Source organism: Limnohabitans lacus (genome assembly GCF_030053395.1).
In the GTDB taxonomy this organism is placed as follows: Bacteria; Pseudomonadota; Gammaproteobacteria; order Burkholderiales; family Burkholderiaceae_C; genus Limnohabitans_A; species Limnohabitans_A lacus.
Map to the genome: position 1 here is coordinate 36,965 of NZ_JASGBH010000012.1, position 21,763 is coordinate 58,727.

Annotated in this window: 22 protein-coding genes; 14 read left to right on the top strand and 8 right to left on the bottom strand. The window is 62.2% G+C overall.

Annotated elements, in window-relative coordinates:
• Positions 1–115: 115 nt before the first annotated feature.
• Genes QLQ16_RS14555 through QLQ16_RS14570 form a run of 4 tightly spaced genes read right to left on the bottom strand, consistent with a single transcriptional unit; the run spans position 116 to position 4,733 of the window.
• Positions 116–1,663: a cryptochrome/photolyase family protein gene (locus tag QLQ16_RS14555; protein ID WP_283225394.1), complete on the bottom strand. Its 1,548-nt coding sequence runs from the start codon at positions 1,661–1,663 to the stop codon at positions 116–118.
• A gap of 1 nt (position 1,664) precedes the next feature.
• Complete coding sequence (locus tag QLQ16_RS14560) at positions 1,665–3,191, bottom strand: cryptochrome/deoxyribodipyrimidine photo-lyase family protein (RefSeq protein ID WP_283225395.1); 1,527 nt, start codon at positions 3,189–3,191, stop codon at positions 1,665–1,667.
• Positions 3,192–3,206: 15 nt separating this feature from the next.
• On the bottom strand, positions 3,207–3,716 hold the full coding sequence (locus QLQ16_RS14565; protein WP_283225396.1) for a hypothetical protein: 510 nt from the start codon (positions 3,714–3,716) through the stop codon (positions 3,207–3,209).
• A 15-nt stretch (positions 3,717–3,731) separates the two neighbouring features.
• Positions 3,732–4,733: a MerR family transcriptional regulator gene (locus tag QLQ16_RS14570; protein ID WP_283225397.1), complete on the bottom strand. Its 1,002-nt coding sequence runs from the start codon at positions 4,731–4,733 to the stop codon at positions 3,732–3,734.
• A gap of 107 nt (positions 4,734–4,840) precedes the next feature.
• Here QLQ16_RS14570 and QLQ16_RS14575 point away from each other — a divergent pair, with 107 nt between their 5' ends.
• Entirely contained in the window at positions 4,841–5,377 is a 537-nt protein-coding gene (locus QLQ16_RS14575; protein ID WP_283225398.1) for an RrF2 family transcriptional regulator, read from the top strand.
• A gap of 10 nt (positions 5,378–5,387) precedes the next feature.
• Entirely contained in the window at positions 5,388–5,564 is a 177-nt protein-coding gene (locus tag QLQ16_RS14580; RefSeq protein WP_283225399.1) for a DUF2256 domain-containing protein, read from the top strand.
• A gap of 64 nt (positions 5,565–5,628) precedes the next feature.
• Here QLQ16_RS14580 and QLQ16_RS14585 read toward each other — a convergent pair whose 3' ends face one another.
• The 3 genes from QLQ16_RS14585 to QLQ16_RS14595 form a co-directional block, all read right to left on the bottom strand.
• Complete coding sequence (locus QLQ16_RS14585) at positions 5,629–7,344, bottom strand: cation acetate symporter (RefSeq protein WP_431310425.1); 1,716 nt, start codon at positions 7,342–7,344, stop codon at positions 5,629–5,631.
• Between the two features lie 8 nt (positions 7,345–7,352).
• Positions 7,353–7,661 (bottom strand): DUF485 domain-containing protein, encoded by a 309-nt coding sequence (locus QLQ16_RS14590; RefSeq protein ID WP_283225401.1) that lies wholly within the window; start codon positions 7,659–7,661, stop codon positions 7,353–7,355.
• A 148-nt stretch (positions 7,662–7,809) separates the two neighbouring features.
• Complete coding sequence (locus tag QLQ16_RS14595) at positions 7,810–8,823, bottom strand: AraC family transcriptional regulator (protein WP_283225402.1); 1,014 nt, start codon at positions 8,821–8,823, stop codon at positions 7,810–7,812.
• Positions 8,824–8,921: 98 nt separating this feature from the next.
• Between QLQ16_RS14595 and QLQ16_RS14600 the strand changes: the two genes are divergently transcribed.
• The 10 genes from QLQ16_RS14600 to QLQ16_RS14645 all read left to right on the top strand — a co-directional run bounded on the left by QLQ16_RS14600 (position 8,922) and on the right by QLQ16_RS14645 (position 19,185).
• Complete coding sequence (locus tag QLQ16_RS14600) at positions 8,922–10,529, top strand: carboxyl transferase domain-containing protein (RefSeq protein ID WP_283225403.1); 1,608 nt, start codon at positions 8,922–8,924, stop codon at positions 10,527–10,529.
• Positions 10,530–10,539: 10 nt separating this feature from the next.
• Complete coding sequence (locus tag QLQ16_RS14605; RefSeq protein WP_283225404.1) at positions 10,540–11,322, top strand: enoyl-CoA hydratase/isomerase family protein; 783 nt, start codon at positions 10,540–10,542, stop codon at positions 11,320–11,322.
• A gap of 99 nt (positions 11,323–11,421) precedes the next feature.
• Positions 11,422–13,506 (top strand): acetyl-CoA carboxylase biotin carboxylase subunit, encoded by a 2,085-nt coding sequence (locus QLQ16_RS14610; RefSeq protein ID WP_283225405.1) that lies wholly within the window; start codon positions 11,422–11,424, stop codon positions 13,504–13,506.
• A gap of 127 nt (positions 13,507–13,633) precedes the next feature.
• Positions 13,634–14,554, top strand: coding sequence for a 2-hydroxyacid dehydrogenase (locus tag QLQ16_RS14615; RefSeq protein ID WP_283225406.1), 921 nt, complete (start codon positions 13,634–13,636; stop codon positions 14,552–14,554).
• A gap of 9 nt (positions 14,555–14,563) precedes the next feature.
• On the top strand, positions 14,564–15,472 hold the full coding sequence (locus QLQ16_RS14620; protein ID WP_283225407.1) for a hydroxymethylglutaryl-CoA lyase: 909 nt from the start codon (positions 14,564–14,566) through the stop codon (positions 15,470–15,472).
• A 3-nt stretch (positions 15,473–15,475) separates the two neighbouring features.
• Entirely contained in the window at positions 15,476–15,988 is a 513-nt protein-coding gene (locus QLQ16_RS14625) for a YbaK/EbsC family protein (protein ID WP_283225408.1), read from the top strand.
• On the top strand, positions 15,985–16,242 hold the full coding sequence (locus QLQ16_RS14630; protein WP_283225409.1) for a DUF1289 domain-containing protein: 258 nt from the start codon (positions 15,985–15,987) through the stop codon (positions 16,240–16,242). Before QLQ16_RS14625 ends, QLQ16_RS14630 begins: the two co-directional genes overlap by 4 nt.
• Positions 16,243–16,277: 35 nt before the next feature.
• Complete coding sequence (locus tag QLQ16_RS14635; RefSeq protein WP_283225410.1) at positions 16,278–16,919, top strand: 2-hydroxychromene-2-carboxylate isomerase; 642 nt, start codon at positions 16,278–16,280, stop codon at positions 16,917–16,919.
• Between the two features lie 65 nt (positions 16,920–16,984).
• On the top strand, positions 16,985–17,743 hold the full coding sequence (locus tag QLQ16_RS14640) for a metallophosphoesterase family protein (RefSeq protein WP_283225411.1): 759 nt from the start codon (positions 16,985–16,987) through the stop codon (positions 17,741–17,743).
• Positions 17,740–19,185: a serine/threonine protein kinase gene (locus QLQ16_RS14645; RefSeq protein WP_283225412.1), complete on the top strand. Its 1,446-nt coding sequence runs from the start codon at positions 17,740–17,742 to the stop codon at positions 19,183–19,185. Before QLQ16_RS14640 ends, QLQ16_RS14645 begins: the two co-directional genes overlap by 4 nt.
• Positions 19,186–19,191: 6 nt before the next feature.
• On the opposite strand, the gene QLQ16_RS14650 is transcribed toward QLQ16_RS14645, so the two are convergent.
• Positions 19,192–19,455, bottom strand: a complete 264-nt coding sequence (locus QLQ16_RS14650; RefSeq protein WP_283225413.1) for a DUF4212 domain-containing protein — start codon at positions 19,453–19,455, stop codon at positions 19,192–19,194.
• A 224-nt stretch (positions 19,456–19,679) separates the two neighbouring features.
• On the opposite strand from QLQ16_RS14650, the gene QLQ16_RS14655 reads away from it, so the two are divergent.
• Both QLQ16_RS14655 and QLQ16_RS14660 read left to right on the top strand, forming a co-directional pair.
• Positions 19,680–21,440 carry an MFS transporter gene (locus tag QLQ16_RS14655; protein ID WP_283225414.1) on the top strand — a complete coding sequence of 587 codons (1,761 nt, stop codon included), beginning with the start codon at positions 19,680–19,682 and terminating at the stop codon, positions 21,438–21,440.
• A gap of 90 nt (positions 21,441–21,530) precedes the next feature.
• Complete coding sequence (locus tag QLQ16_RS14660) at positions 21,531–21,725, top strand: hypothetical protein (protein ID WP_283225415.1); 195 nt, start codon at positions 21,531–21,533, stop codon at positions 21,723–21,725.
• Positions 21,726–21,763 lie beyond the last annotated feature (38 nt).

A 21,763-nucleotide genomic window follows, 5' to 3' on the forward strand; every position in this document is an offset into this window, starting at 1 on the left:
TTTGACCCAAGTCAAGGCCTTGTACGGCTTGTGTAAAGTTGGATGATGCAAGCGTGAACCCTGCTGCTGGGTGCAGCCACCGGCATCGATCTGTCTGCCAGATTTCCTCGATGGGTCAAGCGTTGTCGCGGTGTGCTTTGGCCTGCAGCTGCACAGCCTGCCGAGCTTCTTCGGTCCAGCGCGACAAGTTTTTCAGCTGCATCCCCATTCGCGGGTTGGTCTTGAGCAGCGTCTCGTGGCGCATCAAAAAATCCCAATACAGCGTGGTGTACGGGCAAGCCTTGGGGCCTGTGGATTGCGCGGGGTCATAGCGACAACCTTGGCAGTGGTTGCTCATGCGCTGGATGTATTTGCCCGTGGCCACATAGGGCTTGCTGGCCATCAGCCCGCCATCGCCAAACTGCGACATGCCCAGGGTGTTGGGCAGTTCCACCCATTCCACCGCGTCCACATAGACGCTCAAAAACCAGCTGTGCATGTGTTGCGGGTGCACGCCCCGCATCAGGCCGTAAAGCCCCAGCACCATCAGCCGCTGGATGTGGTGGGCATAGCCCAGGCGCAGGGTTTGCTGCAGGGCGTCGCGCAGGCAGGCCATGTCGGTCTCGCCGGTCCAGAAGAAGGCTGGCAAATCTTCTTGTGCGTCCAAAGCGTTGCGCGTCAGGTAGTTGGGCATCTGCGTCCAGTACATGCCGCGCACGTATTCGCGCCAACCCAGGATCTGCCGCACAAAACCTTCCACCGCCGCCAGGGGCGCTTGGCCATGGGCCCAGGCTTGCTCGGCCGCTTGCACGACCTCTTGCGCTGAGAGCAGTTTCAGGTTCAAACACGCCGACAACATCGAGTGGTAAAGCCACGGCTCGCCCGCCCACATGGCGTCTTCGTACTGCCCGAAAAGCGGCAGCCGGTGGGTGATGAAGTCGTCCAGGGCTTGCAGTGCTTGGGCGCGTGTCACGGGCCAGGCAAAGTCTTGCAGTTGCCCAGGTGCATCGGGCAAGGCCCGCGTCACCAGATCGATCACCGCTTGCGTGGTTTCGTCGGGCGCAAAGCGCTGGGGTGCGGGCAGGTTTTGCGGGCCTTGTTTGCCAAAAGATGCGCGGTTGTCCGCGTCGTAATTCCACTGACCGCCCACGGGCTTGCCGCCGTCCATTAGCACGCCAAAGCGCTGGCGTTGCTCGCGGTACCAATACTCCATGCGCAGTTGTTTGCGGCCTTTGGCGTGCGCCGCAAAGTCGCGCACCGTGGTGAAAAAACTCAGGTCATCGCGCATCGCCAAGGGCTTGCCCTGCACCTTGGCGGTGGCCTGCAGAGCCTGCAGCACGCGCCAGTCGCCCGGCGCGGCCATGCACAGGGCCTCGGGCTGCCAATGGGCGATGGCCCGGGCCAACTCACCTGCCAGCGTGCCGGTGTTGTGCGGGTCGTCCAGCTCGGTGTAATGCACGGGCCAGCCTTGCGCTCGCAGGGCTTGCGCAAAGTGACGCATGGCACTCAAAAACAAAGCGGTGCGCTGCTTGGCTGAGGGCACATGGGTGGACTCTTCCATCACCTCGGCCATCCAGACCACGTCACGCAGTGGATCAAAGTCTTGCAGCGCACTGGCGTTCAGGTCCAGCTGATCGCCCAGTACCAGAACCAGGTGGCGTATCGGCGGGGTGGGGTGTTGCATCTCAAAAGTCCAGTGTGGTTTGCGCCTTGGGCGCGGTGGGTGGTCGGCGTTTTCGGGTGCCCTCTGGGCGTTTGCGTGAAGCGTGCTTGTCGACCACCGCTTGTTTGGCTTGGCGCACCGGCGCGGTGTTGCGCCGTGCATGCAATTGCGCCTTGGCGCTGCGTGTGGCCTCGGCCAGGTCCACCACGGGCAAGGGCCAATCGCGGCCCACCGTCACGCCGCACTGCGCCTGCACCGAAGGCGGCATTTTCCAAGGCTCGAACAGCCAGGTGTCGGGCACTCGGCGCAGCACCGGCAGCCAGCGCCGCACAAACACGCCTTGCGGGTCTTGGTCTTGCGCTTGTTTGATCGGGTTGTACACCCGTGTGGTGTTGATGCCGGTGGTGCCCGACTGCATCTGCATCTGGCTCCAGTGGATGCCCGGTTCGTAATCCACAAATTGCCTGGCCAGCCAGTGGCCCACTTCGCGCCAGTGCAGCCACAGCGGATACGCGGCCACCGACACCAGCATGGCGCGCATCCTGAAGTTGAGCCAGCCGGTGTGTTGCAGCATGGTCACGCAGGCATCGACCAGCGGCCAGCCTGTGGTGGCGGTGCGCAGGCGTTCAAAGTGTTCTGCGTTCCAGTCGTTTTCGCGCAGGCCGTCGTAGCCTCGGTGCATGTTGCGGTGCTCGATGGCGGGTTCGCTTTCGAGCTTTTGCATGAAATGGCAGTGCCAATGCAGCCGGCTCATGAAGGCGTTCAGCCCCTTGCGCGTCCATGCGTCAGTGCTGGGTGCGCGCAAGGTTTGCTCGGTGGCTTGCACCACCTCGCGCAGGCTCAGGCAGCCCCAGCTCAAATAGGGCGAGAGCCGAGAGCAAGCCGTTTCGGCGCTCAGGGGCGAGGAAATCCCGCCTCGGTACTGGCTGCTGCGATCTTGCAAAAAGCTGTGCAGTGTGCGCAAGCCTTCGCTGCGCCCACCGGTTTGGCGCTCAGGAGCTTGGTCTGTGGGCAGACCCCAGGCCTGCCATTCAGGAAAGGCTTGTGGCGCCCAAGGCCACTGGGCGCTTTGCAGGGCGGGTGTGGGCACTGGCGGCGCGGCCATCAGCTGCTGCCAGTGATCGCTCCACACGTCGCGGCTGGGCAGGCGGCGGACCACGCCGTGTTGGCGCTGCTCTTGCCACACCACGCCCCGTGCTTGGCACCACTGCGCCACCGCCAGGTCACGCTGGTAGGTCAGGCCGTTGCCGGTTTCTTGGTGCGAGTGCAAATGGCTGAAGGCCTGCTGCTGGTGAAGTTGTTCCAGCACCTCGGTCACTTCACCGGTCAGCACATGCAGCACTTGGCCGCAGGCCTTGAGCTGGCGGTACAGGTCACGCAGGCATTCGCGCACAAAGTCGAACTGCCTTTGCGAGGCATCGGGCGCCGACCAATACGAGGGCTCGATGATGTAGAGGCACAGCACCGGCCCCTGTGCGGCCGCTTGCGCCAAAGCGGCGTGGTCATGCACGCGCAAATCTCGTTTGAACCAAACCAGTTGAGTGCCCATGGTGGGTGCTGCCCTTCAATGCACCAGCTGCGGCTCAAAGCAAGCCAGCAGCGCCGGTGGCGCCGTGGGCACTTGTTGCGCCAGATAGCGGCGGATCAAAGGCGCAGCACGCCAAGGGTGGGTCTGGCCACTCCAGATGCCTTGCGGCTCGATCTGCACAAGCCCTGCCACATCGCGCAACAGCACCACCGAGGGCAGCAGCGCGTCAAACTGCGCCTCCACCAAAACCCATGGGCCTGAACGCCACGCTGCCTGAAAGCGGGCCGAGTTGGACGCGGGTGGGCTGTAGGCCCGCACCGCAGCCAAGGCCTGCGCGTGCAAGGCGTCTTGTGCGTTCAGTTTTTGCACCACTGCACAGTCGCGCTGCAGCCGATTGGCGGTGTCGGACACCCAGCCTTGCACATCCACCGCACGCCCGTCGATGGCCAGCAAGTGGCCGTTGTCTGTGGGCATCCACTGCAAATGGCTCAGGCCCACCCCCAGCGCCGTGAGGGCGAGGGCAGTCAGGGCAACATGGCGTTTCATGGCAAGCGATGGCCGTCAAGACGACTGCGCGCCCCAAGATGGGATTTGCGGCAGCGTGATGTTCTCGTGCTGGGCCACCATCTCCAAGGCTTTTTCAAACAGGGCGCGGGCTGAGCCCGAGACCGAACTCAGGTAGGCGTGCAAATGGGCGTCTTCGGCGCTTTTGTTCAGGCACTCTTGGCTGTATTGCTCAAAGCTCGCCAGTTGCGAGATCAGCTCGGCCACGTGCCGTGGGCATTCGCACAGCACCTGGTTGGGGCTGTTGGCCACCTGCTGCAAAGTGGCGTCGCTGTATTTGCGCGGGGGCACCAGGCCGCTGCGCTGCACATCGCTGGCTTCTGCCGTGTGGTCCAGCCACAAAACGGAATTGATCAACTCGCCCAGCTCGGCATTCGAGATCGGCTCTCTGCGCACCTTGATGCCGGCCATTTTCAGGCCCGCAATCACCGGCTCTTGGCCAAAGTTGTAGAGCACGATGGCCTGCTGAAAGGGGTGGGCATGCACCAGACGCTGGATGTCGTTGCCCGCCAGCACGTGCAAGGAGTTGACCCGCACCACCAAGACCTGCGGGCGCGAGGACATGGGGGCTTTGGCCGCTTCGTCCAGGTCTTCCAAGATCTCGGTGATCTGGATCGGCTTGTCGCTCAAGCCCAGCCCCAGTTGGCCAGAGGCCATGCGCGCGGCCATGCCCACCCCCACCACCGCCACGGTGATGGCGGACTGCGGCGCGGCGGCAGGGCGGCTGCGTTGGCCCGTGTTGCGCTGCTGGTGCAGCAGTTCATTGAGCTGGGTGGCGGGCAGCTTGGCCAGGGTGCTGATGCTGTGACCGCTGTCGGTCAGCTGCCGGATCAAGGACGCCCGCAGCGCGTCTTCGTCCGAGTACAGCCGGTGGCGACCCTCTGATTTGGCGGGGGTGAACGCGCCGTGCCGCACCTCCCAAACCCGCAGGGTGGACACAGGCACGCCACTGAGGGCCGAGATGGCACCGATGCGGTGGTTGGCGATGGCTTGGCTCATGGTTGGGTATTTTGAGTAGATATTGAGTTGGATTTTATGAATAAATTAAAAATTGAGTAGATATTGGGGTGATGGGTGATAGATTCGCGTCAACTTGAGGAGGTTCCATGTTGAGCAAAAAAGTTTTTCACGCCGTCAATGCCTTGGTGGTCATGGCCTGTCTGCCTGCGGGCAACACCATCACCACCGCCGAGTTGGCCAGCCAAGTGGGCTTGTCGGTGTCCTATGTGGAAAGCCTGCTCAAAGCGCTGCGCGAGCATGGTTTTGTGCGTGCGACACGCGGCCCCGGTGGCGGTTATGACCTGGCCATGTCGGCCCAGCGCATGAGCGTGTGGTCGGTGGTGGACGCGCTGGACCCTTACCCCCAGACGCCAGCGCTCGAAGGCGATGCGCAAATCGATCTGGAACAAGCCCTGGGTCAGTCGATCGAGCGCGAGCTGAAAGCTTTCCTGAGCAACACCTTCATCGCAGACTACGCCAACGAAGACAGCGCCTTGTCACTGCCCCGCAAGGCCAAGGTCTGGGACTTTGGCTTCAAGCCCATGGTGCAGCCTTGGCGGCCAGAGGCCCCCAACTCGGTGTTCCAGTTGTCGCAATTCGTGGTCAAGCCCGTGGCCAAACCGGCAGCGGCCTGGCGCGTTTGAAGGCTCGCGCATGGCCGCAAGCTTCAAGGGCAACAAAGTGCAATTGCCCAGCAAAACCTGCCAGCAATGCCAGCGGGCCATGACTTGGCGCAAGGCCTGGGCCAAGAACTGGGACGAGGTCAAATACTGCTCTGACGCCTGCCGCAGCGCCGCCAAGCGCCCAGCGGCGCTGCGGGCCAAGGCCTGACCTGCTTGGCCATGAAAAAAGGGCGCCGAAGCGCCCTTGGTTTTTTTCAGCGTGGGCTGAAAAATCAGTGGTCCGATGCGGCGGCAGCGCCGTAGCCGGTTTCGGAGCGCACTTGTTGGGCCGGGAAGGCTGCGCGTTCTTTTTTGGCTTGCTCGCTCTTGTCGAGGACCGAGAACAGCCAGATGCCCACAAAGCCAATGGTCATCGAGAACAAGGCTGGCGAGCTGTACTGGAACCAGGCCGAGCCCTTGGGGTTGCCCAAGGTCACTTCCCACACCGCAGGCGACACCACGGTCAGGCCCACGGAAGAGATCAAGCCCAAGAAGCCGCCCACGACCGCGCCGCGTGTGGTGCAGTCTTTCCACAGCACCGACAAGAACAGCACCGGGAAGTTGGCCGAAGCCGCGATCGCAAAAGCCAGCGACACCATGAAGGCGATGTTCTGCTTTTCAAACGCGATGCCCAGACCCACTGCAATCACACCCAAAGCCAAGGTGGTGATGCGCGAGACACGCAACTCAGACGCGCTGTCGGCATTGCCTTTCTTGAACACGGTCGAGTACAGGTCGTGCGAGACGGCCGATGCCCCCGACAGCGTCAGGCCCGCCACCACCGCCAAAATGGTGGCAAACGCCACGGCCGAGATGAAGCCGTAGAACACATCGCCACCCACCGTCTTGGCCACCAGCACGGCTGCCATGTTGGCGGTGCCCGCGCCGCCTTTGATCACGCCCTTGGCGGTGTCGGCCAACTCGGGGTTGGTCAGCACCAGGGTGATCGCGCCGAAGCCGATGATGAAGATCAAGATGAAGAAGTAGCCCACCCAAGTGGTCGCCCAGAACACCGACTTGCGGGCTTCCTTGGCATCAGGCACCGTGAAAAAGCGCATCAGCACGTGGGGCAAACCGGCGGTACCGAACATCAGCGCCATGCCAAACGAAATGGCCGAGATTGGGTCCTTGATGAAACCACCGGGGCCCATGATCGAAAGACCAGCTTTGGCCGCTTCTTCGGGGGTCTTGCCACCGGCTTCAGCGATGGCAGATTTAACAGCCACGCCTTTGGCAAACAGCGCTTCAGGGCTGAAGCCAAACTGCGCCAACACCATGATGGCCATGAAGGTGCCGCCGCACAGCAGCAAGCAAGCCTTGATGATCTGCACCCAGGTGGTGGCGGTCATGCCGCCAAACAGCACGTACACCATCATCAGCGCACCGACGATGACCACTGCCATCCAGTACTCCAGGCCAAACAGCAGCTTGATGAGTTGACCAGCACCGACCATTTGGGCGATCAGGTAGAACGCGACCACGACCAAAGTGCCCGAAGCGGCAAACGCGCGGATGGGCGCTTGCTTGAAGCGGTAACCGGCCACGTCGGCAAAGGTGAACTTGCCCAGGTTGCGCAGGCGCTCGGCCAGCAAGAAGGTGATCACAGGCCAACCGACCAAAAAGCCGATGGAGTAGATCAGGCCGTCATAGCCCGAAGCCATCACCGCTGCCGAAATGCCCAGGAAAGACGCGGCCGACATGTAGTCGCCCGCAATCGCCAAGCCGTTTTGGAAACCGGTGATGCCGCCACCGGCGGTGTAAAAGTCTGCAGCTGATTTGGTTTTGGCCGCTGCCCATTTGGTGATCCACAGCGTGCCGACCACAAAGGTGCCGAACATCACAATGGCGGTCCAGTTGGTGGACTGTTTGGCCGCGTCGCCAATGTCCGCGCCCGCAGCCAGAGCGGCATTGCCCGCGATCAGGGCCAAAGCGCCCAGGAAAAATTGCATCTCCTTGTTCATTTGGTGGCGTCCTTCAAAATGGCTTGCGTCAGCGCGTCATAGCGCTTGTTGGCGCGGTTGACATAGATGCCGGTGATCACGATGGTGAACACAATCACGCCCATGCCGAGCGGAATGCCAATCGTGGTCACGCCAGTGCCCAAGGGCTGTGCGAGAAAAGGTTTGTTGAAGGCGATCAGTGCGATGAAGCCGTAGTACACGACCAGGGTCAACACAGTCAGGAGCCAGCCAAAAGTATTGCGCTGCTTGCGCAGCTGTGCGTACTTTGGGTGACTTTGGATCTTGGCGATCACGGGGTCAATCATTGTTATGTCCTGCTTAAAAAACAAAAAAGGCAGACACCCAAGTCACCCGATTTTTCAATCTGAGTGATTTGTATGTCTGCCTGCTGGCTAATGTCGCAGAGGGGACTGACCTTCGGCTTACTCCAAGGGTTTTTGCTCTTGATTTACGTCAAGAAATTTGTCGAAAAGCATCGGGTGCATGGCCCGTCCAGCCCTTGAAGGCCCGCATGAAACTCTTTTCGTTGTGAAACCCCACCTCGGCGGCGATCTGTTTGAGGGGTTTGGACGTGCGCAGCAGCAACTCACGGGCGCGTTGCTGGCGCACGCTGTCTTTGAGGGCTTGCAAGTTGGCGCCTTCTTCTTTGAGCTGCCGGTGCAGCGTGCGGGGCGACAGGTTGAGCCAAGCGGCCAGGTCGTCGGCGTTTCGACTGTGCTGGGGGTGTTCGGCCAGGGTCTGACGCACTTTTTCGACCAGCAAGCGGTCGCGCCGGTAGGGGCGCACGGTCAGCAGCAGGGCGCGTTGCAGCATGCGCTGCAGCGCGGCTTCGTCACGGCGCAGGGGCAGCTGCAGGTAACCCGCGTCAAAGCTCAGGCGGCTGTGCGGCGCATGAAAGTGGCTGGGCCCGTCAAACAACACTTGGTAACTCTCCACATGCGGCGGCGGGGCAAAGTGCAAGTGGGTGGCGGCCAGCGGAATGCGCGAGTCGGTCAACCAGCAGGCCACGCCCAGCGCATTGCGCAAGACCGACACGGTGCAAAACTCGCGCAGCCCTTTCAGGTCGTGCTGTTCATGCAGCTCGATGTGCGCCAAACCTTCGGACTGCGTGAGCACCAAGGCAATGTCGTCCGTCAGCAGGTTGTGGTGGCGGCACCAACGCGAGAGCGCCACGCCCAAGGTGGGCGCGGTCAGCGATGCGCGCACCAACATGCCGTAACTGCCCCAAGGCAGCCGGCGGCGAAACCAGCCCAGCGCTTCGTCGTCCAGCTCGCGCATGGCGGCCTCGCTCATCCACTCCATCTGCAACGCCGTCACGCGGGCATCGCTTTGCTGCAAAGTTTTTGGCGCAATTTGTGCCTTTTTCAAGGCTCCAGAGGGGTCCATGCCGCGCAAGTCGTAGGCTTGCACCATGGCCTTGATGAAGGCGATGGGGGTCTCTGCGCGCGAGGAGAGGGTGGTGGCCATATGGTGCGTATTTTGGCAGGATTTGCAACCTGCTTGGCATCCGCCAGCGCAGGCGGCCCCTTATGCTGGCGGCTACAAGCGAATCCACTGGAAACACCATGACCGTTTTGCAAACCCAACTCAATGCCCGATCGGCCGAATTCGTGGCCAACGCCGCCGCCATGCAGGCCGTGGTCGATGACCTGCGTGCCCACCTGGAGCGCGTGGCCCAAGGCGGCGGCGAAGCCGCCCGCGCCAAGCACACCGCCCGAGGCAAGCTGCTGCCGCGAGACCGTGTGCAAATGCTGCTCGACCCCGGCACACCATTCCTCGAAGTCGCGCCACTGGCTGCGCTGGGCATGTACAACAACGATGCGCCCAGCTCGGGCGTGATCGTGGGCATCGGCCGCGTGGCTGGTGTGGACTGCATGATCGTCTGCAACGACGCCACAGTGAAGGGCGGCACCTACTACCCCATGACCGTCAAAAAGCATTTGCGCGCGCAAGAGATCGCGCAGCAAAACCGCTTGCCTTGCATTTACTTAGTTGACTCGGGCGGTGCCAACCTGCCCAACCAGGACGAGGTCTTCCCCGACCGCGACCACTTTGGCCGCATCTTCTTCAACCAAGCCAATATGAGCGCCCAAGGCATCGCGCAGATCGCCGTGGTCATGGGCTCGTGCACAGCCGGTGGCGCCTATGTGCCCGCCATGAGCGACGAGACCATCATCGTCAAGAACCAGGGCACCATCTTTTTGGGCGGCCCACCGCTGGTCAAAGCCGCCACCGGCGAGGTGGTCAGTGCCGAAGATTTGGGCGGCGGCGACGTGCACACCCGCCTGTCGGGCGTGGCCGACCATTTGGCTCAAAACGATGTGCATGCCTTGTCTTTGGCGCGTCAGGCGGTCAAAAACCTGAACGCCCAAAAGGCGCCCAACATCGCCACACACGCGCCCGTGCCGCCCAAATACGAGGCCAAAGAGCTCTACGGTGTGATCCCGACCGACACCCGCAAGCCTTTTGATGTGCGCGAGATCATCGCCCGCATCGTGGATGGCTCGGAGTTTGATGAATTCAAATCGCGCTTTGGCACCACCTTGGTCTGCGGCTTTGCCCGCATCGAAGGCATGCCGGTGGGCATCATCGCCAACAACGGCATCTTGTTCAGCGAGTCGGCCTTGAAGGGCGCGCACTTCATCGAGCTGTGCTGCCAGCGCAAGATCCCGCTGGTCTTTTTGCAAAACATCACCGGCTTCATGGTCGGGCGCAAATACGAAAACGAAGGCATCGCCCGCAACGGCGCCAAGATGGTCACCGCCGTGGCCACCGCCGCTGTGCCCAAGTTCACCATCATCATTGGCGGCAGCTTTGGCGCGGGCAACTACGGCATGTGCGGCCGCGCCTACAGCCCCCGCTTTTTGTGGATGTGGCCCAACGCCCGCATCTCCGTCATGGGCGGCGAGCAGGCCGCCAGCGTCTTGGCCACCGTCAAGCGTGACGGCATCGAAGCCAAAGGCGGCCAGTGGAGCGCCGACGAAGAAGCCGCCTTCAAGGCCCCCATCAAAGAACAGTATGAGGTGCAGGGCCACCCCTACTACGCCACCGCCCGCCTGTGGGACGACGGCGTGATCGACCCCGCCGACACCCGCCGCGTGCTGGCGCTGGGCTTGAGTGCATCACTGAATGCACCGATCCCTGAGACGAAGTTCGGCCTGTTCCGCATGTAAGGAGTTCACCATGTACCAAACCCTCGAAATCGAACGCAGCAACCGCGTCGCCACCGTGTGGATGAACCGCCCCGATGTGCACAACGCCTTTGACGAAACCCTGATCGCTGAGCTGACCGCTGCTTGCGAAGCGCTGGACCAAGATGCCAGCGTGCGTGTGGTCGTGTTGGCCGGGCGCGGCAAGAGCTTTTCGGCCGGTGCTGATCTGAACTGGATGAAACGCGCCGCACAAAACGGCGTGGAAGACAACTTGCGTGACGCCCGCGCACTGGCCCGCATGCTGCGCGTGTTGGCCGAAATGAAAAAGCCCACCATTGCCCGCGTGCAAGGCGCTGCGCTGGGCGGCGGCACGGGCCTCACCGCCGCGTGTGACATCGCCGTGGCGTCGACCAAGGCGGTGTTTGCCACGTCCGAGGTCAAGTTCGGCATCATCCCCGCCGCCATCAGCCCTTATGTGGTGCGGGCCATCGGTGCGCGCCAAAGCTACCGTTACTTCCAATCGGCCGAGCGCATCGATGCTGTGCGAGCGCGTGAGCTGGGCCTGGTGCACGAAGCGGTCGAGCCCGAGCAGCTGGACGCCAAGGTCCAAGAGATTGTGGACGCACTGATCCAGGGCGGGCCGCTATCGCAAGCTGCCGCCAAAGACCTGATCCGCGCCGTGGACAACCAACCGATCAACGACGCCGTGGTGGAAGACACCGCACAGCGCATCGCCGGTTTGCGTGCCACCCCTGAAGCGCAAGACGGCCTCTCGGCCTTTCTGGACAAGCGTCAGCCCGGTTGGCTGGCTTGACCCAGTTTCTCTATGTGGGAGCTTGCCTTGCAAGCGATCTGCATCTGGCGCCCATCGCGAGCAGGGCTCGCTCCTACAGAACACTGAATGAGGTTTTCGATGTTTAAAAAAATCTTGATCGCCAACCGTGGCGAAATCGCTTGCCGCGTCGCGGCCACTGCCCGCCGCATGGGCATCCAAACCGTGGCGGTGTATTCCGACGCTGACGCCAGCGCCAAGCATGTGCAAGCCTGCGACGAAGCGGTGCATGTGGGCGGCTCAGCCCCCAAAGACAGCTACCTGCGTTGGGAGCGTATTTTGCAAGCCGCCAAGGACACCGGCGCAGAGGCGGTGCACCCCGGTTACGGCTTTTTGAGCGAGAACGAAGACTTTGCCAAAGCCTGTGCTGCGGCCGGTTTGGTGTTCATCGGTCCACCTGCCTCGGCCATTTTGGCGATGGGCCTCAAGGCAGAGTCCAAGCGATTGATGGAGTCGGCCGGTGTGCCGCTGGTGCCCGGCTACCACGGGGCTGATCAAGACCCCGCGCTGCTGCAGCGCGAGGCCGACCGCATCGGCTACCCCGCCCTCATCAAAGCCAGCGCCGGTGGCGGTGGCAAGGGCATGCGCGTGGTTGAGAAGTCTGAAGACTTCGCCGCAGCGCTCGCGAGTTGCAAGCGCGAAGCCATCAACAGCTTTGGCAGCGATGCGGTGCTGATCGAAAAGTACGTGCAGCGCCCACGCCACATCGAGATCCAGGTGTTTGGCGACACGCAGGGCAACTGTGTGTATTTGTTCGAGCGCGACTGCTCGGTGCAGCGCCGTCACCAAAAGGTGCTCGAAGAAGCCCCGGCCCCCGGCATGACCGAAGCCCTGCGTGCGCAGATGGGCGCAGCCGCTGTGGCCGCAGCCAAAGCCGTGAACTACGTGGGCGCGGGCACGGTGGAATTCATCGTCGAGCAGGTCGGCGCTTACGGACTGGCCGGAGCCGATGAAGGTTTCACCGCCGGGCCGCCCCAAGGCGAAACAGCCCCCTCGGGGGGCAGCGAACCACACGCAGAGGGGAGCGTGGGGGCACGATTTTTCTTCATGGAAATGAACACCCGCTTGCAGGTGGAGCACCCGGTGACCGAAGCGATCACGGGCCTCGATTTGGTGGAGTGGCAACTGCGCGTGGCCAGTGGCGAGCCGCTGCCGCTGCAGCAAAGCGAGATCCGCATGACGGGCCACGCCATCGAAGCGCGCATCTGCGCCGAGAACCCCGACAACAACTTCTTGCCCGCGACCGGCTCCTTGCAGGTCTACCGCAAGCCACAAGCGGCCAGCTTTGAACGGAGCACGATCCGCATCGACGACGGCGTCCGTGAAGGCGACACCATCAGCCCGTTTTACGACTCCATGGTGGCCAAGCTCATCGTGCATGGCGACACGCGTGAGCAGGCCTTGGCACGACTGGACACCGCATTGGCGCAGACCCAGATCGTGGGCCTGAACACCAATGTGCAGTTTCTGCGCCATGTGGTGCGATGCCACGCTTTTGCCACGGCCCAACTCGATACCGCACTCATCCAGCGCGAGAGCGCCGTGCTGTTCAAGCAAGACCACGTGGGCCTGCAAGCCGCTGCAGCGGCGGTGATCGCCGATGCTTTGCAGGCCGAAGCCGCCGCCCAAGGCGCAGACCCCTTCAGCCGCCGTGACGGCTGGCAGTCGCACGGCACCACGCGCCGGCGCTTCGAGCTCGAATACGACGGCCAGCCCGTGCGTTCGGTGCTGACTTACGGCCCGCAGCTGCGCTTGCAAGTGGGCGAGGGCGCTGAATCCGTTTTGGAGTTCACGCCCCAGGGCGATGGCCTGTGGGTGCAGTTCAACGGCCAGCGCATCCACAGCACGGTGCACGCGCAAGGTGAGGTGCGCCATGTGTTCGCCCCGCAAGGCGCAAGCCGCATCCATCTGCTCGACCCGCTGGCCCATGCCGGTGAGGCCGCGCAAGAAGGCGGCCGCCTGACAGCGCCCATGCCCGGCAAGGTGGTGTCGTTCGCCGTCAAGGCGGGCGACAAGGTCAAAGCCGGTCAAGCCTTGGCGGTGATGGAGGCCATGAAGATGGAGCACACCATCAGCGCCCCGAAAGATGGCACCGTGGCCGAGTTGCTCTACGCCCCAGGCGACCAAGTGACCGAAGGCGCCGAACTGCTCAAACTGGCCGCGTGAGCTCCCACCTCGCCAACTGATCGCCAGCAGGGCTGGCTCCCACGTGTAGGAGCTTGCCCTGCAAGCGATCAGTCGCCGGCCAACGCATGCGACATCCCGGTCATGGCCTTGCTGACAAAATCCACCCATGAACATCACCATCTGTTTTGCCGGCCTGCCGCCTGAGTCCTGGGTTCAGGCTGTGCAACACGCTTTCCCCAGCGCAACGGTGTCGGCCTGGACGCCGGGCGCAGCGCCCGCCGACCATGCCATCGTTTGGGCGCCGTCCCAGCAGTTCATCGACGAGCAGACTGGCTTGCAAACCCTGTTCAACATCGGCGCGGGTGTGGACGCCTTGCTCCAGCTCAAGCTGCCGCCAAGCCTCAAAGTGGTGCGCCTGGACGACGCGGGCATGTCGGTGCAGATGGCCGAATTCGTTTGTCACGCGGTCATTCGCCACTTTCGCGAGTTCGACGGCTACGACGCCGACACCCAAGCGGGAAAATGGTCCTACCGCAAGCCGCGCAGCCGCGCTGACTTTGCGGTCGGCGTCATGGGCCTTGGCGTGTTGGGCGAGCGTGTGGCCAAAGCCCTGCAGCTGTTCGAGTTTCCCGTCAACGGCTACAGCCGCAGCGCCAAAGACCTGCCCGGCATCCGCTGCTTCAGCGGGGCGCAGGGCTTGTCCGAATTCCTGGCCTCCACGCGGGTGCTGGTCAACCTGATGCCCCTCACGCCCGAGACCGAAAATATCCTGAACCAGACCACCTTGTCGCAGTTGCAAAAAGGCGGCTATGTCATCAACGTGGCACGCGGCAAACATTTGGTCGAAGAGGACCTGATCCATCTGATTGACAGTGGCCACCTGGCTGGGGCCACCCTGGATGTGTTCCGCACCGAGCCCTTGCCGGCCGTTCACCCTTTTTGGCAACACCCAAAGATCACCGTCACCCCGCACACCTCTGCCCGCACGCTGCGCGAAGAAAGCATCGCGCAAATCGTCGGCAAAATCCAAGCCTTGCAGCGCGGGGAGCCGATCAACGGCGTGGTCGATCCTCAGCGCGGTTATTGAAAGCACACCATGACACTTCCTTCACGCGTTCAACTCATCGATGTCGGCCCCCGCGACGGCTTGCAAAACGAAAAGCAGCCCGTGCCCGCTGCGGTCAAGATCGAGCTGGTGCACCGCCTGCAAGCTGCAGGCCTGACCGAGATCGAAGTCACCAGTTTTGTGTCCCCCAAATGGGTGCCACAAATGGCCGACAACGCCGAGGTCATGAACGGCATCCAGCGCCAGGCAAGCGTGCGCTACTCGGTGCTCACGCCCAATGCGCAAGGCTTTGAAGCCGCCAGCAAAACACGGCCCGACGAGATCGTGGTGTTTGGCGCCGCCAGCGAAGCCTTCAGCCACAAAAACATCAACTGCTCGATCGCCGAAAGCATCGAGCGCTTTGCCCCCGTGGTGCAGGCCGCATTGGCGGCGGGTATCGCGGTGCGCGGTGCCATGAGCTGCACCGTGGCCTGCCCCTACGAGGGCGAGGTCGCCCCCGAGCGCGTGGCCTATCTGGCGGGCCTGATGAAGCAGATCGGCGTGCAGCGCGTGGACGTGGCCGACACCATCGGTGCAGGCACGCCGCTCAAGGTGCAAAAAGCCATCGAGGCCACCTTGCCGTATTTCGATGTGGACCACATCTGCGGGCATTTTCATGACACCTATGGCCAAGCCTTGGCCAACACCCTGGCCGCGCTGCAAATGGGCGTGTGGAACTTCCAGTCTTCCGTCGCAGGCCTTGGGGGCTGCCCTTACGCCAAAGGTGCCACGGGCAATGTGTCCACCGAAGACGTGGTCTACATGCTGCACGGCATGGGCATCGAGACGGGCATCGATCTGGACAAGCTGGTCGACGCGGGCGCGTTCATCAGCGGTTTTCTGGGCCGCCAGCCCAACTCCAACGTGGCCAAAGCCATCCTCAACAAACGCTTGGGCTGAACCATGTGCGGCGCTGAACTCCATGCCCTGCCCGAAGGCGTTCAACGCGTGGCCAGGGCTTTGCAAGATGCCAACCACCCGCACACGCCGCTCATGCTGGATGGCGCCGCCCGCACCGCCCAAGAGGCCGCCGACGGCCTGGGCGTGCAGCTGGGACAGATCGCCAAGAGCGTGATCTTCAAGCGCAAGCAAGACGGCGTGGCCGTGCTGGTGGTCACCTCGGGCGACCGCCGGGTGGACGAGAAAAAGGTCTCGGCCTTGGTCGGCAAAATCGGCCGCGCCGATGCCGACTTTGTCAAAGCGCACACCGGCTTCACCATCGGTGGCGTCTCGCCCGTGGCGCACCTGTTCCCGCCCGTCACGCTGCTCGACCAAGACCTGTGGCGCTTTGACGAGATCTGGGCCGCAGCGGGCCATCCGCACGCGGTCTTTCGCTTGTTGCCTGAAGACCTGAAACCCCTGACCGGCGCAGACGTGGCCGATGTGGTGCAATCGGCACCCGAGGTCGCCCCATGAACAAGCATTACTGGAAAAAACTCAGCACCCTGGCCCAGCAAGTGTTGGCCCAGCCCACACCGCCTGCGCCCAACTCGGTGCCATCGCCTTGCGTGTCGCTGTGCCTGATGCACCCCAGCGGCGGCTGGTGCGAAGGCTGCCTGCGCACGCTGCCCGAAATCGGCGGCTGGAGCCGCGCCACCGACGCCGAAAAGCTCGCCGTCTGGCAAGCCATTCCGCAGCGCCTGCGCGAGCAACAAGCCAGCGACCTCTGAGTCCCATCATTGACACCCCAGGCCAAGGCCCGACCATGAAAACCATCCACTTCTATCTGGACTTCATTTCGCCTTACGCTTGGTTGGCTTTTGACGCCTTGCCTCAAGCGCTGGAGGGCATCAGCCACCGCGTGGTGTTCAAGCCGGTGGTGTTTGGCGCCATGCTCAAGCACCACGGCCAGTTGGGCCCGGCCGAGATCCCGTCCAAGCGCGACTGGACTTACCGCCAAGTGCAGTGGCAAGCCCGCGCCCAAGGCACCCCCTTGCAGCTGCCCGCCAGCCACCCCTTCAATTCCCTCGCTTTGCTGCGCTTGGCCACCGCGTGCGACGCAGACGGCACGCCCAACCGCTTTGTGTGCGACAAAATCTTCCGCCATGTGTGGTGCAGCGGCCTAGAGGCAGCCGATGCCGAGCGCCTGGCGGCCTTGAACGCCGACCTGAAACCCACTGGTGATGTGGCCAGCGACACCGTCAAGCAACAACTCAAAGCCCACACCGAAGAAGCCATTGCGCTGAACCTGTTTGGCGTGCCCAGCATGGTGGTCGACGGTCAGGTGTTTTGGGGCAACGACGCACTGCCCATGCTGCGCGCGTATTTGCAAGGCGATGCTTGGTTCCAGTCGCCCGACTGGACCGGTGTGGCCCAGCTGCCCGTGGGCGTGCAGCGCAAGCCCTGAGGCTTGTTTGATCTGGTGCAAGCTTTGCATCAGCCCGCCCTGTCATCATGGCCACAGAGACTCCCATGAGACTGGCCCTGATCTCCGACATCCACGCCAACCGGCAAGCCTTGCAGGCCTGCTTGGCGCACGCACGCCAGCAAGGTGTTGACCAATTCGCTTTTTTGGGCGACTTGGTGGGTTATGGCGGCGAGCCTGTGGCGGTGCTGGACACCGTGATGGCATTGGCCGCGCAAGGTGCGTGGGTGCTGCAGGGCAACCACGACGCCATGGCGCTGAACCCGCCCGCCGCCCAAGGTGGCGAAGCGACGCAGGGCAGCCAAGGCGCGGAATGGACGCACGCCCAACTGGGCGCCGAGCATCAGGCGTTTTTGGCCGCATTGCCCTTGACGATCCAGCGCGAGGCCTTGCTGCTGGTACACGCCAGCGCCGATCAACCCGCGACTTGGCGCTATGTGGACAGCGAACGTGCCGCTGGCCATTGTCTGGATGCCGCGCAGGCCCAGGGCGCCGCGCATGTGCTGGTGGGGCATGTGCACCACCAGACCTTGTATTACCAAGGTGCGGGCCGATTGTTGATGAGGTTTGAACCTAAGCCGGGGCTGGCCGTGCCCATGTCACCGCACCGCCCACTGGTGGCTTGTGTCGGCTCGTGCGGTCAACCGCGTGACGGGGACCCGCGTGCCATGTACACCGTCTATGACCTGGGTGCGCGCAAGATCACTTTTTACCGCGTGCCCTACAACCACACCGAAGCGGCGGCGGCGATTCGCCAGGCCGGCATGCCGGAATTTTTTGCACAGCGACTGGAGCGTGGCCGTTGAAACTGCTGAACCCCGGACACGAGATCGACGGCTTTGAGATTGAGGCCTGCATGCACGCGGGCGGCATGGCCCATGTGTACAAAGTGGTTTATGCACCGGCGGCCGATGGCAGCCGCCGTGCCAGCGAGTTCCCCATGGCCATGAAGATTCCGCGCATGACCGCGGGCGATGGCGCAGAAAACATCGTCAGCTTTGAAATCGAGCTGCAAATTCTGTCCGAGCTCAAGGGCACGCATGTGCCGCGCTTTGTGGCGGCGGGCGATTTGTCGCGCGTGCCTTATCTGGTCATGGAATATGTCGAAGGCCAGACTTTGCAGCATTGGTTGGATGGGCCCCAGCCCTTGGCTGTGCAGGACATCGCCGCATTGGGCGCGGCCATGGCACGTGCGGCGCACAGCCTGCACCAGCAAAACGTGTGTCACCTCGATCTGAAACCGGCCAATGTCTTGATCCGCTCCGATGGCAGCGCGGTCATGCTGGACTATGGCTTGTCCTGCCACGCCCACTACCCCGACTTGCTGGCCGAGGAACTGCGCAAAGCGGTCGGCTCACCGGTCTGGATTTCGCCCGAGCAGGTGGTGGGGGTGAGGGGCGATCCGCGCAGCGACATCTTTGCCATGGGGGTCATGTTGTACGAGTTGGCCACCGGTGAGCTGCCCTTTGGCGAGCCCGCCACCCCAGGCGGTTTGCGCCAGCGTTTGTGGATGGACCCGGTGCCGCCCAGGCGTCACCGGGCCGACCTGCCTGAATGGCTGCAAGAGGTGATCTTGCGCTGCCTGGAGCCCGTGGCCGACCAACGCTACCCCTCGGCCTCGCATCTGGCCTTTGATTTGATGCACCCGGACCAGGTCAAAGTCACCGCGCGAGGCCGCAAGACAGAAGGCACCGGGTTCTGGGTCCACTTCAAGCGTTGGCTGCGTGCGGCCGGCATGGCCTACCAGCCCAGTCCGGTGCCGGTGCAGCAGATCGAGCAGGTGCCCATCATCATGGTGGCGGTGCCGCACCACGATGTGAGCGATGCCACCTTGTATTCGTTGCGCGAGGCCGTGGCCCGTTCGCTGGGCATCCGGCCCGGGGCGCGGCTGGCTTGTGTGACGGTGATCTCACCCGGCCAGACCAGCAGCACCGAGGCTGAAAAAGGCGAAACGCAGGTCCACCGCTGGCACCTGAGCCGCTTGCAGCAATGGGCCCAGCCACTGGACTTGAACGACCACCAGACCTCGTTCCATGTGCTGGAGTCGGGCGATGTGGCCGGCGCCTTGCTGGCCTATGCCGCTGGCAATCAGGTGAACATGATCATCATGGGGGCCGCCACCCACGGCTTGCAGGTGCAGCGCTTTGTGGCCACTGTGCCGATCAAGGTGGCGATGGATGCGGCGTGCACGGTGATCTTGGTCAAGCAAAGCCTGCCCTTCGACCATCTGGCCGCCGTGGCGGCTTGAGCGGCGTCAGTCTGCAGATGCGTCTTCCAGCTGCGCCAGTTCTTTTTCCCAGCGGTTGATCAAAACCGCGTTGACGATGGTCAACACCAAGAACGTCAGCACACTGCCTTGGGCGGCCATCCAAAAATTGAATGTCCAGTGAAAGAACGTGAAGTTCAGATCGTTGGCAAATGGCACCCAGGCAAAACTCACCAATGCCCAAATCGCCAGCAAGATCCAGGTCGTGTGGCGGATTCTTTGGCGCAGAACAGGGGCTCTGGATGGTTTCACGTCGAAATGACCTCAATGACATCAGGGATTCGGGCCATTATCGGCCGAAATTCGCCTAGGGATTACCCGTGAAAAACGGCCTTATTTCATGATGCGGCAAGAAAACAAAGGGTTTCCACTTGAGTTGTAAGTGTCTGTTGGCAGCCCGTCAGAAGATGGAAAGTGGGCACTCCAAGAATCACCCCAAGTTTCCGTGTCGGAGACTCTTTTTTGGAGACAGCTTTATGGCTACAACTGCACCCCGCCCGATGTCGGCGGAAGAGAAGAAGGTGATTTTTGCCTCTTCTCTGGGTACCGTTTTCGAATGGTATGACTTCTACCTGTACGGCTCTTTGGCCGCCATCATTGCCAAGCAATTCTTCAGCGGTCTGGACGAAGGCTCTGCTTTCATCTTCGCGCTGTTGGCTTTTGCAGCCGGCTTCATCGTGCGTCCTTTCGGCGCGCTGGTGTTTGGCCGTTTGGGCGACATGATCGGTCGCAAGTACACCTTCTTGGTGACCATCTTGTTGATGGGCGCATCGACCTTCATCGTGGGCATCTTGCCCAACTACGCCAGCATTGGCGTGGCCGCTCCCGTCATCCTGATCTGCCTGCGCTTGCTGCAAGGTTTGGCTTTGGGTGGCGAGTACGGTGGTGCTGCCACTTATGTGGCTGAACACGCTCCCATGGGCAAGCGCGGTGCCTACACCGCCTGGATCCAGACCACAGCCACGCTGGGCCTGTTCCTGTCCTTGATGGTGATTTTGGGTACACGTACCGCCATCGGTGAAGAAGCCTTCGCTGACTGGGGCTGGCGCGTGCCGTTCATCGTCTCGATCATCATGTTGATCATCTCGGTCTACATCCGTTTGAGCATGAACGAGTCGCCTGCTTTCGTGAAAATGAAAGCCGAAGGCAAGACTTCCAAAGCCCCTCTGACCGAAGCTTTCGGCCAGTGGAAAAACCTCAAGATCGTGATCTTGGCCTTGGTCGGTTTGACCGCTGGTCAAGCCGTGGTCTGGTACTCCGGTCAGTTCTACGCTTTGTTCTTCTTGACCCAAGCGTTGAAAGTGGACGGCGCCACCGCCAACATCATGGTCGCGATTTCGCTGATCATCGGCACACCGTTCTTTATCGTCTTCGGTTCGCTGTCTGACAAGATTGGCCGCAAGCCGATCATCTTGGCCGGTTGCTTGTTGGCTGCTGTGACTTACTTCCCCGTGTTCAAGGCATTGACCAAGGCTGCTAACCCAGACCTGGCCGCTGCTCAGGAAAAAGCCCAAGTGGTTGTGATCGCGGATCCAGCCGAGTGCTCGTTCCAGTTCAACCCCACAGGCACCAAGAAGTTCACATCGTCTTGCGACATCGCCAAGCAACGTTTGGCTGGCGCTTCGGTGAGCTACTCCAACGAAGTGGCTGCTGCCGGTACCCCCGCCATCATCAAAGTGGGCGAGACCACCGTGCAAGTCAAGTACTCTGCTGACGACGTGGCTGCTGCCAAGGCCAAGGCCGAGGAAAAGCTGGCTGCTCTGAACGCGGCTGAACCCAAGGATGCCAAGGCCATCGAAGCTGCCACCAAGTCTGTCAAGGACCTGGGCAACGAGAAGACCGCTGGTGCAACCTTGTTGGCTTCCAACCTGGGTGCTGCTCTGAAAGCCGCTGGCTATCCTGCCAAGGCTGACATGGCCAAGTTCGACAAGACCACGGTCATCATGATCCTGACTTACCTGGTGATCTTGGTGACCATGGTGTACGGTCCTATCGCCGCCATGTTGGTCGAGATGTTCCCCACCCGCATCCGTTACACCTCGATGTCCTTGCCTTACCACATCGGTAACGGCTGGTTCGGTGGCCTGTTGCCCACGACCGCTTTCGCGATCGTGGCCCAGACCGGTAACATGTACAACGGTCTGTGGTACCCCATCATCATCGCCGGCGCAACCGTCGTGATCGGTGGCTTGTTCATCAAGGAAACCAAAGACGTGGACATCTACGCTGAAGACTGATCTTCACTTGTAAGCAACCCGGGGGGACTCGGGTGCTACATTCAGGGCCTTCCCTCTGTGGAGGGCCTTTTTCATTATTGGAGATGAACTATGTGGAAAATTGCTGTGGGTTTCGCCGTGTTTGCGGCCATCGCCCTGTATGTGATCGGTAAAGGCGGCGACAGCCTGGACATGAGTGGCGAAAAGCACGGCGCTGACGCTGTGCACAGCGAGCCAGCCAAAGCCGAAGCATCGGCTCCTGCTGCTGCACCCGCACCCGCACCAGCCGCCAGCGCTGCCAAGTAAGCGCCATGGAGCGCCATTGAACGCCCCATTCGTGGGGT

Bases quoted from the DNA above. Each gene is read 5' to 3' on its own strand.
- QLQ16_RS14555 (WP_283225394.1), bottom strand. From the start codon at position 1,663: ATGCAACACCCCACCCCGCCGATACGCCACCTGGTTCTGGTACTGGGC.
- QLQ16_RS14560 (WP_283225395.1), bottom strand. From the start codon at position 3,191: ATGGGCACTCAACTGGTTTGGTTCAAACGAGATTTGCGCGTGCATGAC.
- QLQ16_RS14565 (WP_283225396.1), bottom strand. From the start codon at position 3,716: ATGAAACGCCATGTTGCCCTGACTGCCCTCGCCCTCACGGCGCTGGGG.
- QLQ16_RS14570 (WP_283225397.1), bottom strand. From the start codon at position 4,733: ATGAGCCAAGCCATCGCCAACCACCGCATCGGTGCCATCTCGGCCCTC.
- QLQ16_RS14575 (WP_283225398.1), top strand. From the start codon at position 4,841: ATGTTGAGCAAAAAAGTTTTTCACGCCGTCAATGCCTTGGTGGTCATG.
- QLQ16_RS14580 (WP_283225399.1), top strand. From the start codon at position 5,388: ATGGCCGCAAGCTTCAAGGGCAACAAAGTGCAATTGCCCAGCAAAACC.
- QLQ16_RS14585 (WP_431310425.1), bottom strand. From the start codon at position 7,344: ATGCAATTTTTCCTGGGCGCTTTGGCCCTGATCGCGGGCAATGCCGCT.
- QLQ16_RS14590 (WP_283225401.1), bottom strand. From the start codon at position 7,661: ATGATTGACCCCGTGATCGCCAAGATCCAAAGTCACCCAAAGTACGCA.
- QLQ16_RS14595 (WP_283225402.1), bottom strand. From the start codon at position 8,823: ATGGCCACCACCCTCTCCTCGCGCGCAGAGACCCCCATCGCCTTCATC.
- QLQ16_RS14600 (WP_283225403.1), top strand. From the start codon at position 8,922: ATGACCGTTTTGCAAACCCAACTCAATGCCCGATCGGCCGAATTCGTG.
- QLQ16_RS14605 (WP_283225404.1), top strand. From the start codon at position 10,540: ATGTACCAAACCCTCGAAATCGAACGCAGCAACCGCGTCGCCACCGTG.
- QLQ16_RS14610 (WP_283225405.1), top strand. From the start codon at position 11,422: ATGTTTAAAAAAATCTTGATCGCCAACCGTGGCGAAATCGCTTGCCGC.
- QLQ16_RS14615 (WP_283225406.1), top strand. From the start codon at position 13,634: ATGAACATCACCATCTGTTTTGCCGGCCTGCCGCCTGAGTCCTGGGTT.
- QLQ16_RS14620 (WP_283225407.1), top strand. From the start codon at position 14,564: ATGACACTTCCTTCACGCGTTCAACTCATCGATGTCGGCCCCCGCGAC.
- QLQ16_RS14625 (WP_283225408.1), top strand. From the start codon at position 15,476: ATGTGCGGCGCTGAACTCCATGCCCTGCCCGAAGGCGTTCAACGCGTG.
- QLQ16_RS14630 (WP_283225409.1), top strand. From the start codon at position 15,985: ATGAACAAGCATTACTGGAAAAAACTCAGCACCCTGGCCCAGCAAGTG.
- QLQ16_RS14635 (WP_283225410.1), top strand. From the start codon at position 16,278: ATGAAAACCATCCACTTCTATCTGGACTTCATTTCGCCTTACGCTTGG.
- QLQ16_RS14640 (WP_283225411.1), top strand. From the start codon at position 16,985: ATGAGACTGGCCCTGATCTCCGACATCCACGCCAACCGGCAAGCCTTG.
- QLQ16_RS14655 (WP_283225414.1), top strand. From the start codon at position 19,680: ATGGCTACAACTGCACCCCGCCCGATGTCGGCGGAAGAGAAGAAGGTG.
- QLQ16_RS14660 (WP_283225415.1), top strand. From the start codon at position 21,531: ATGTGGAAAATTGCTGTGGGTTTCGCCGTGTTTGCGGCCATCGCCCTG.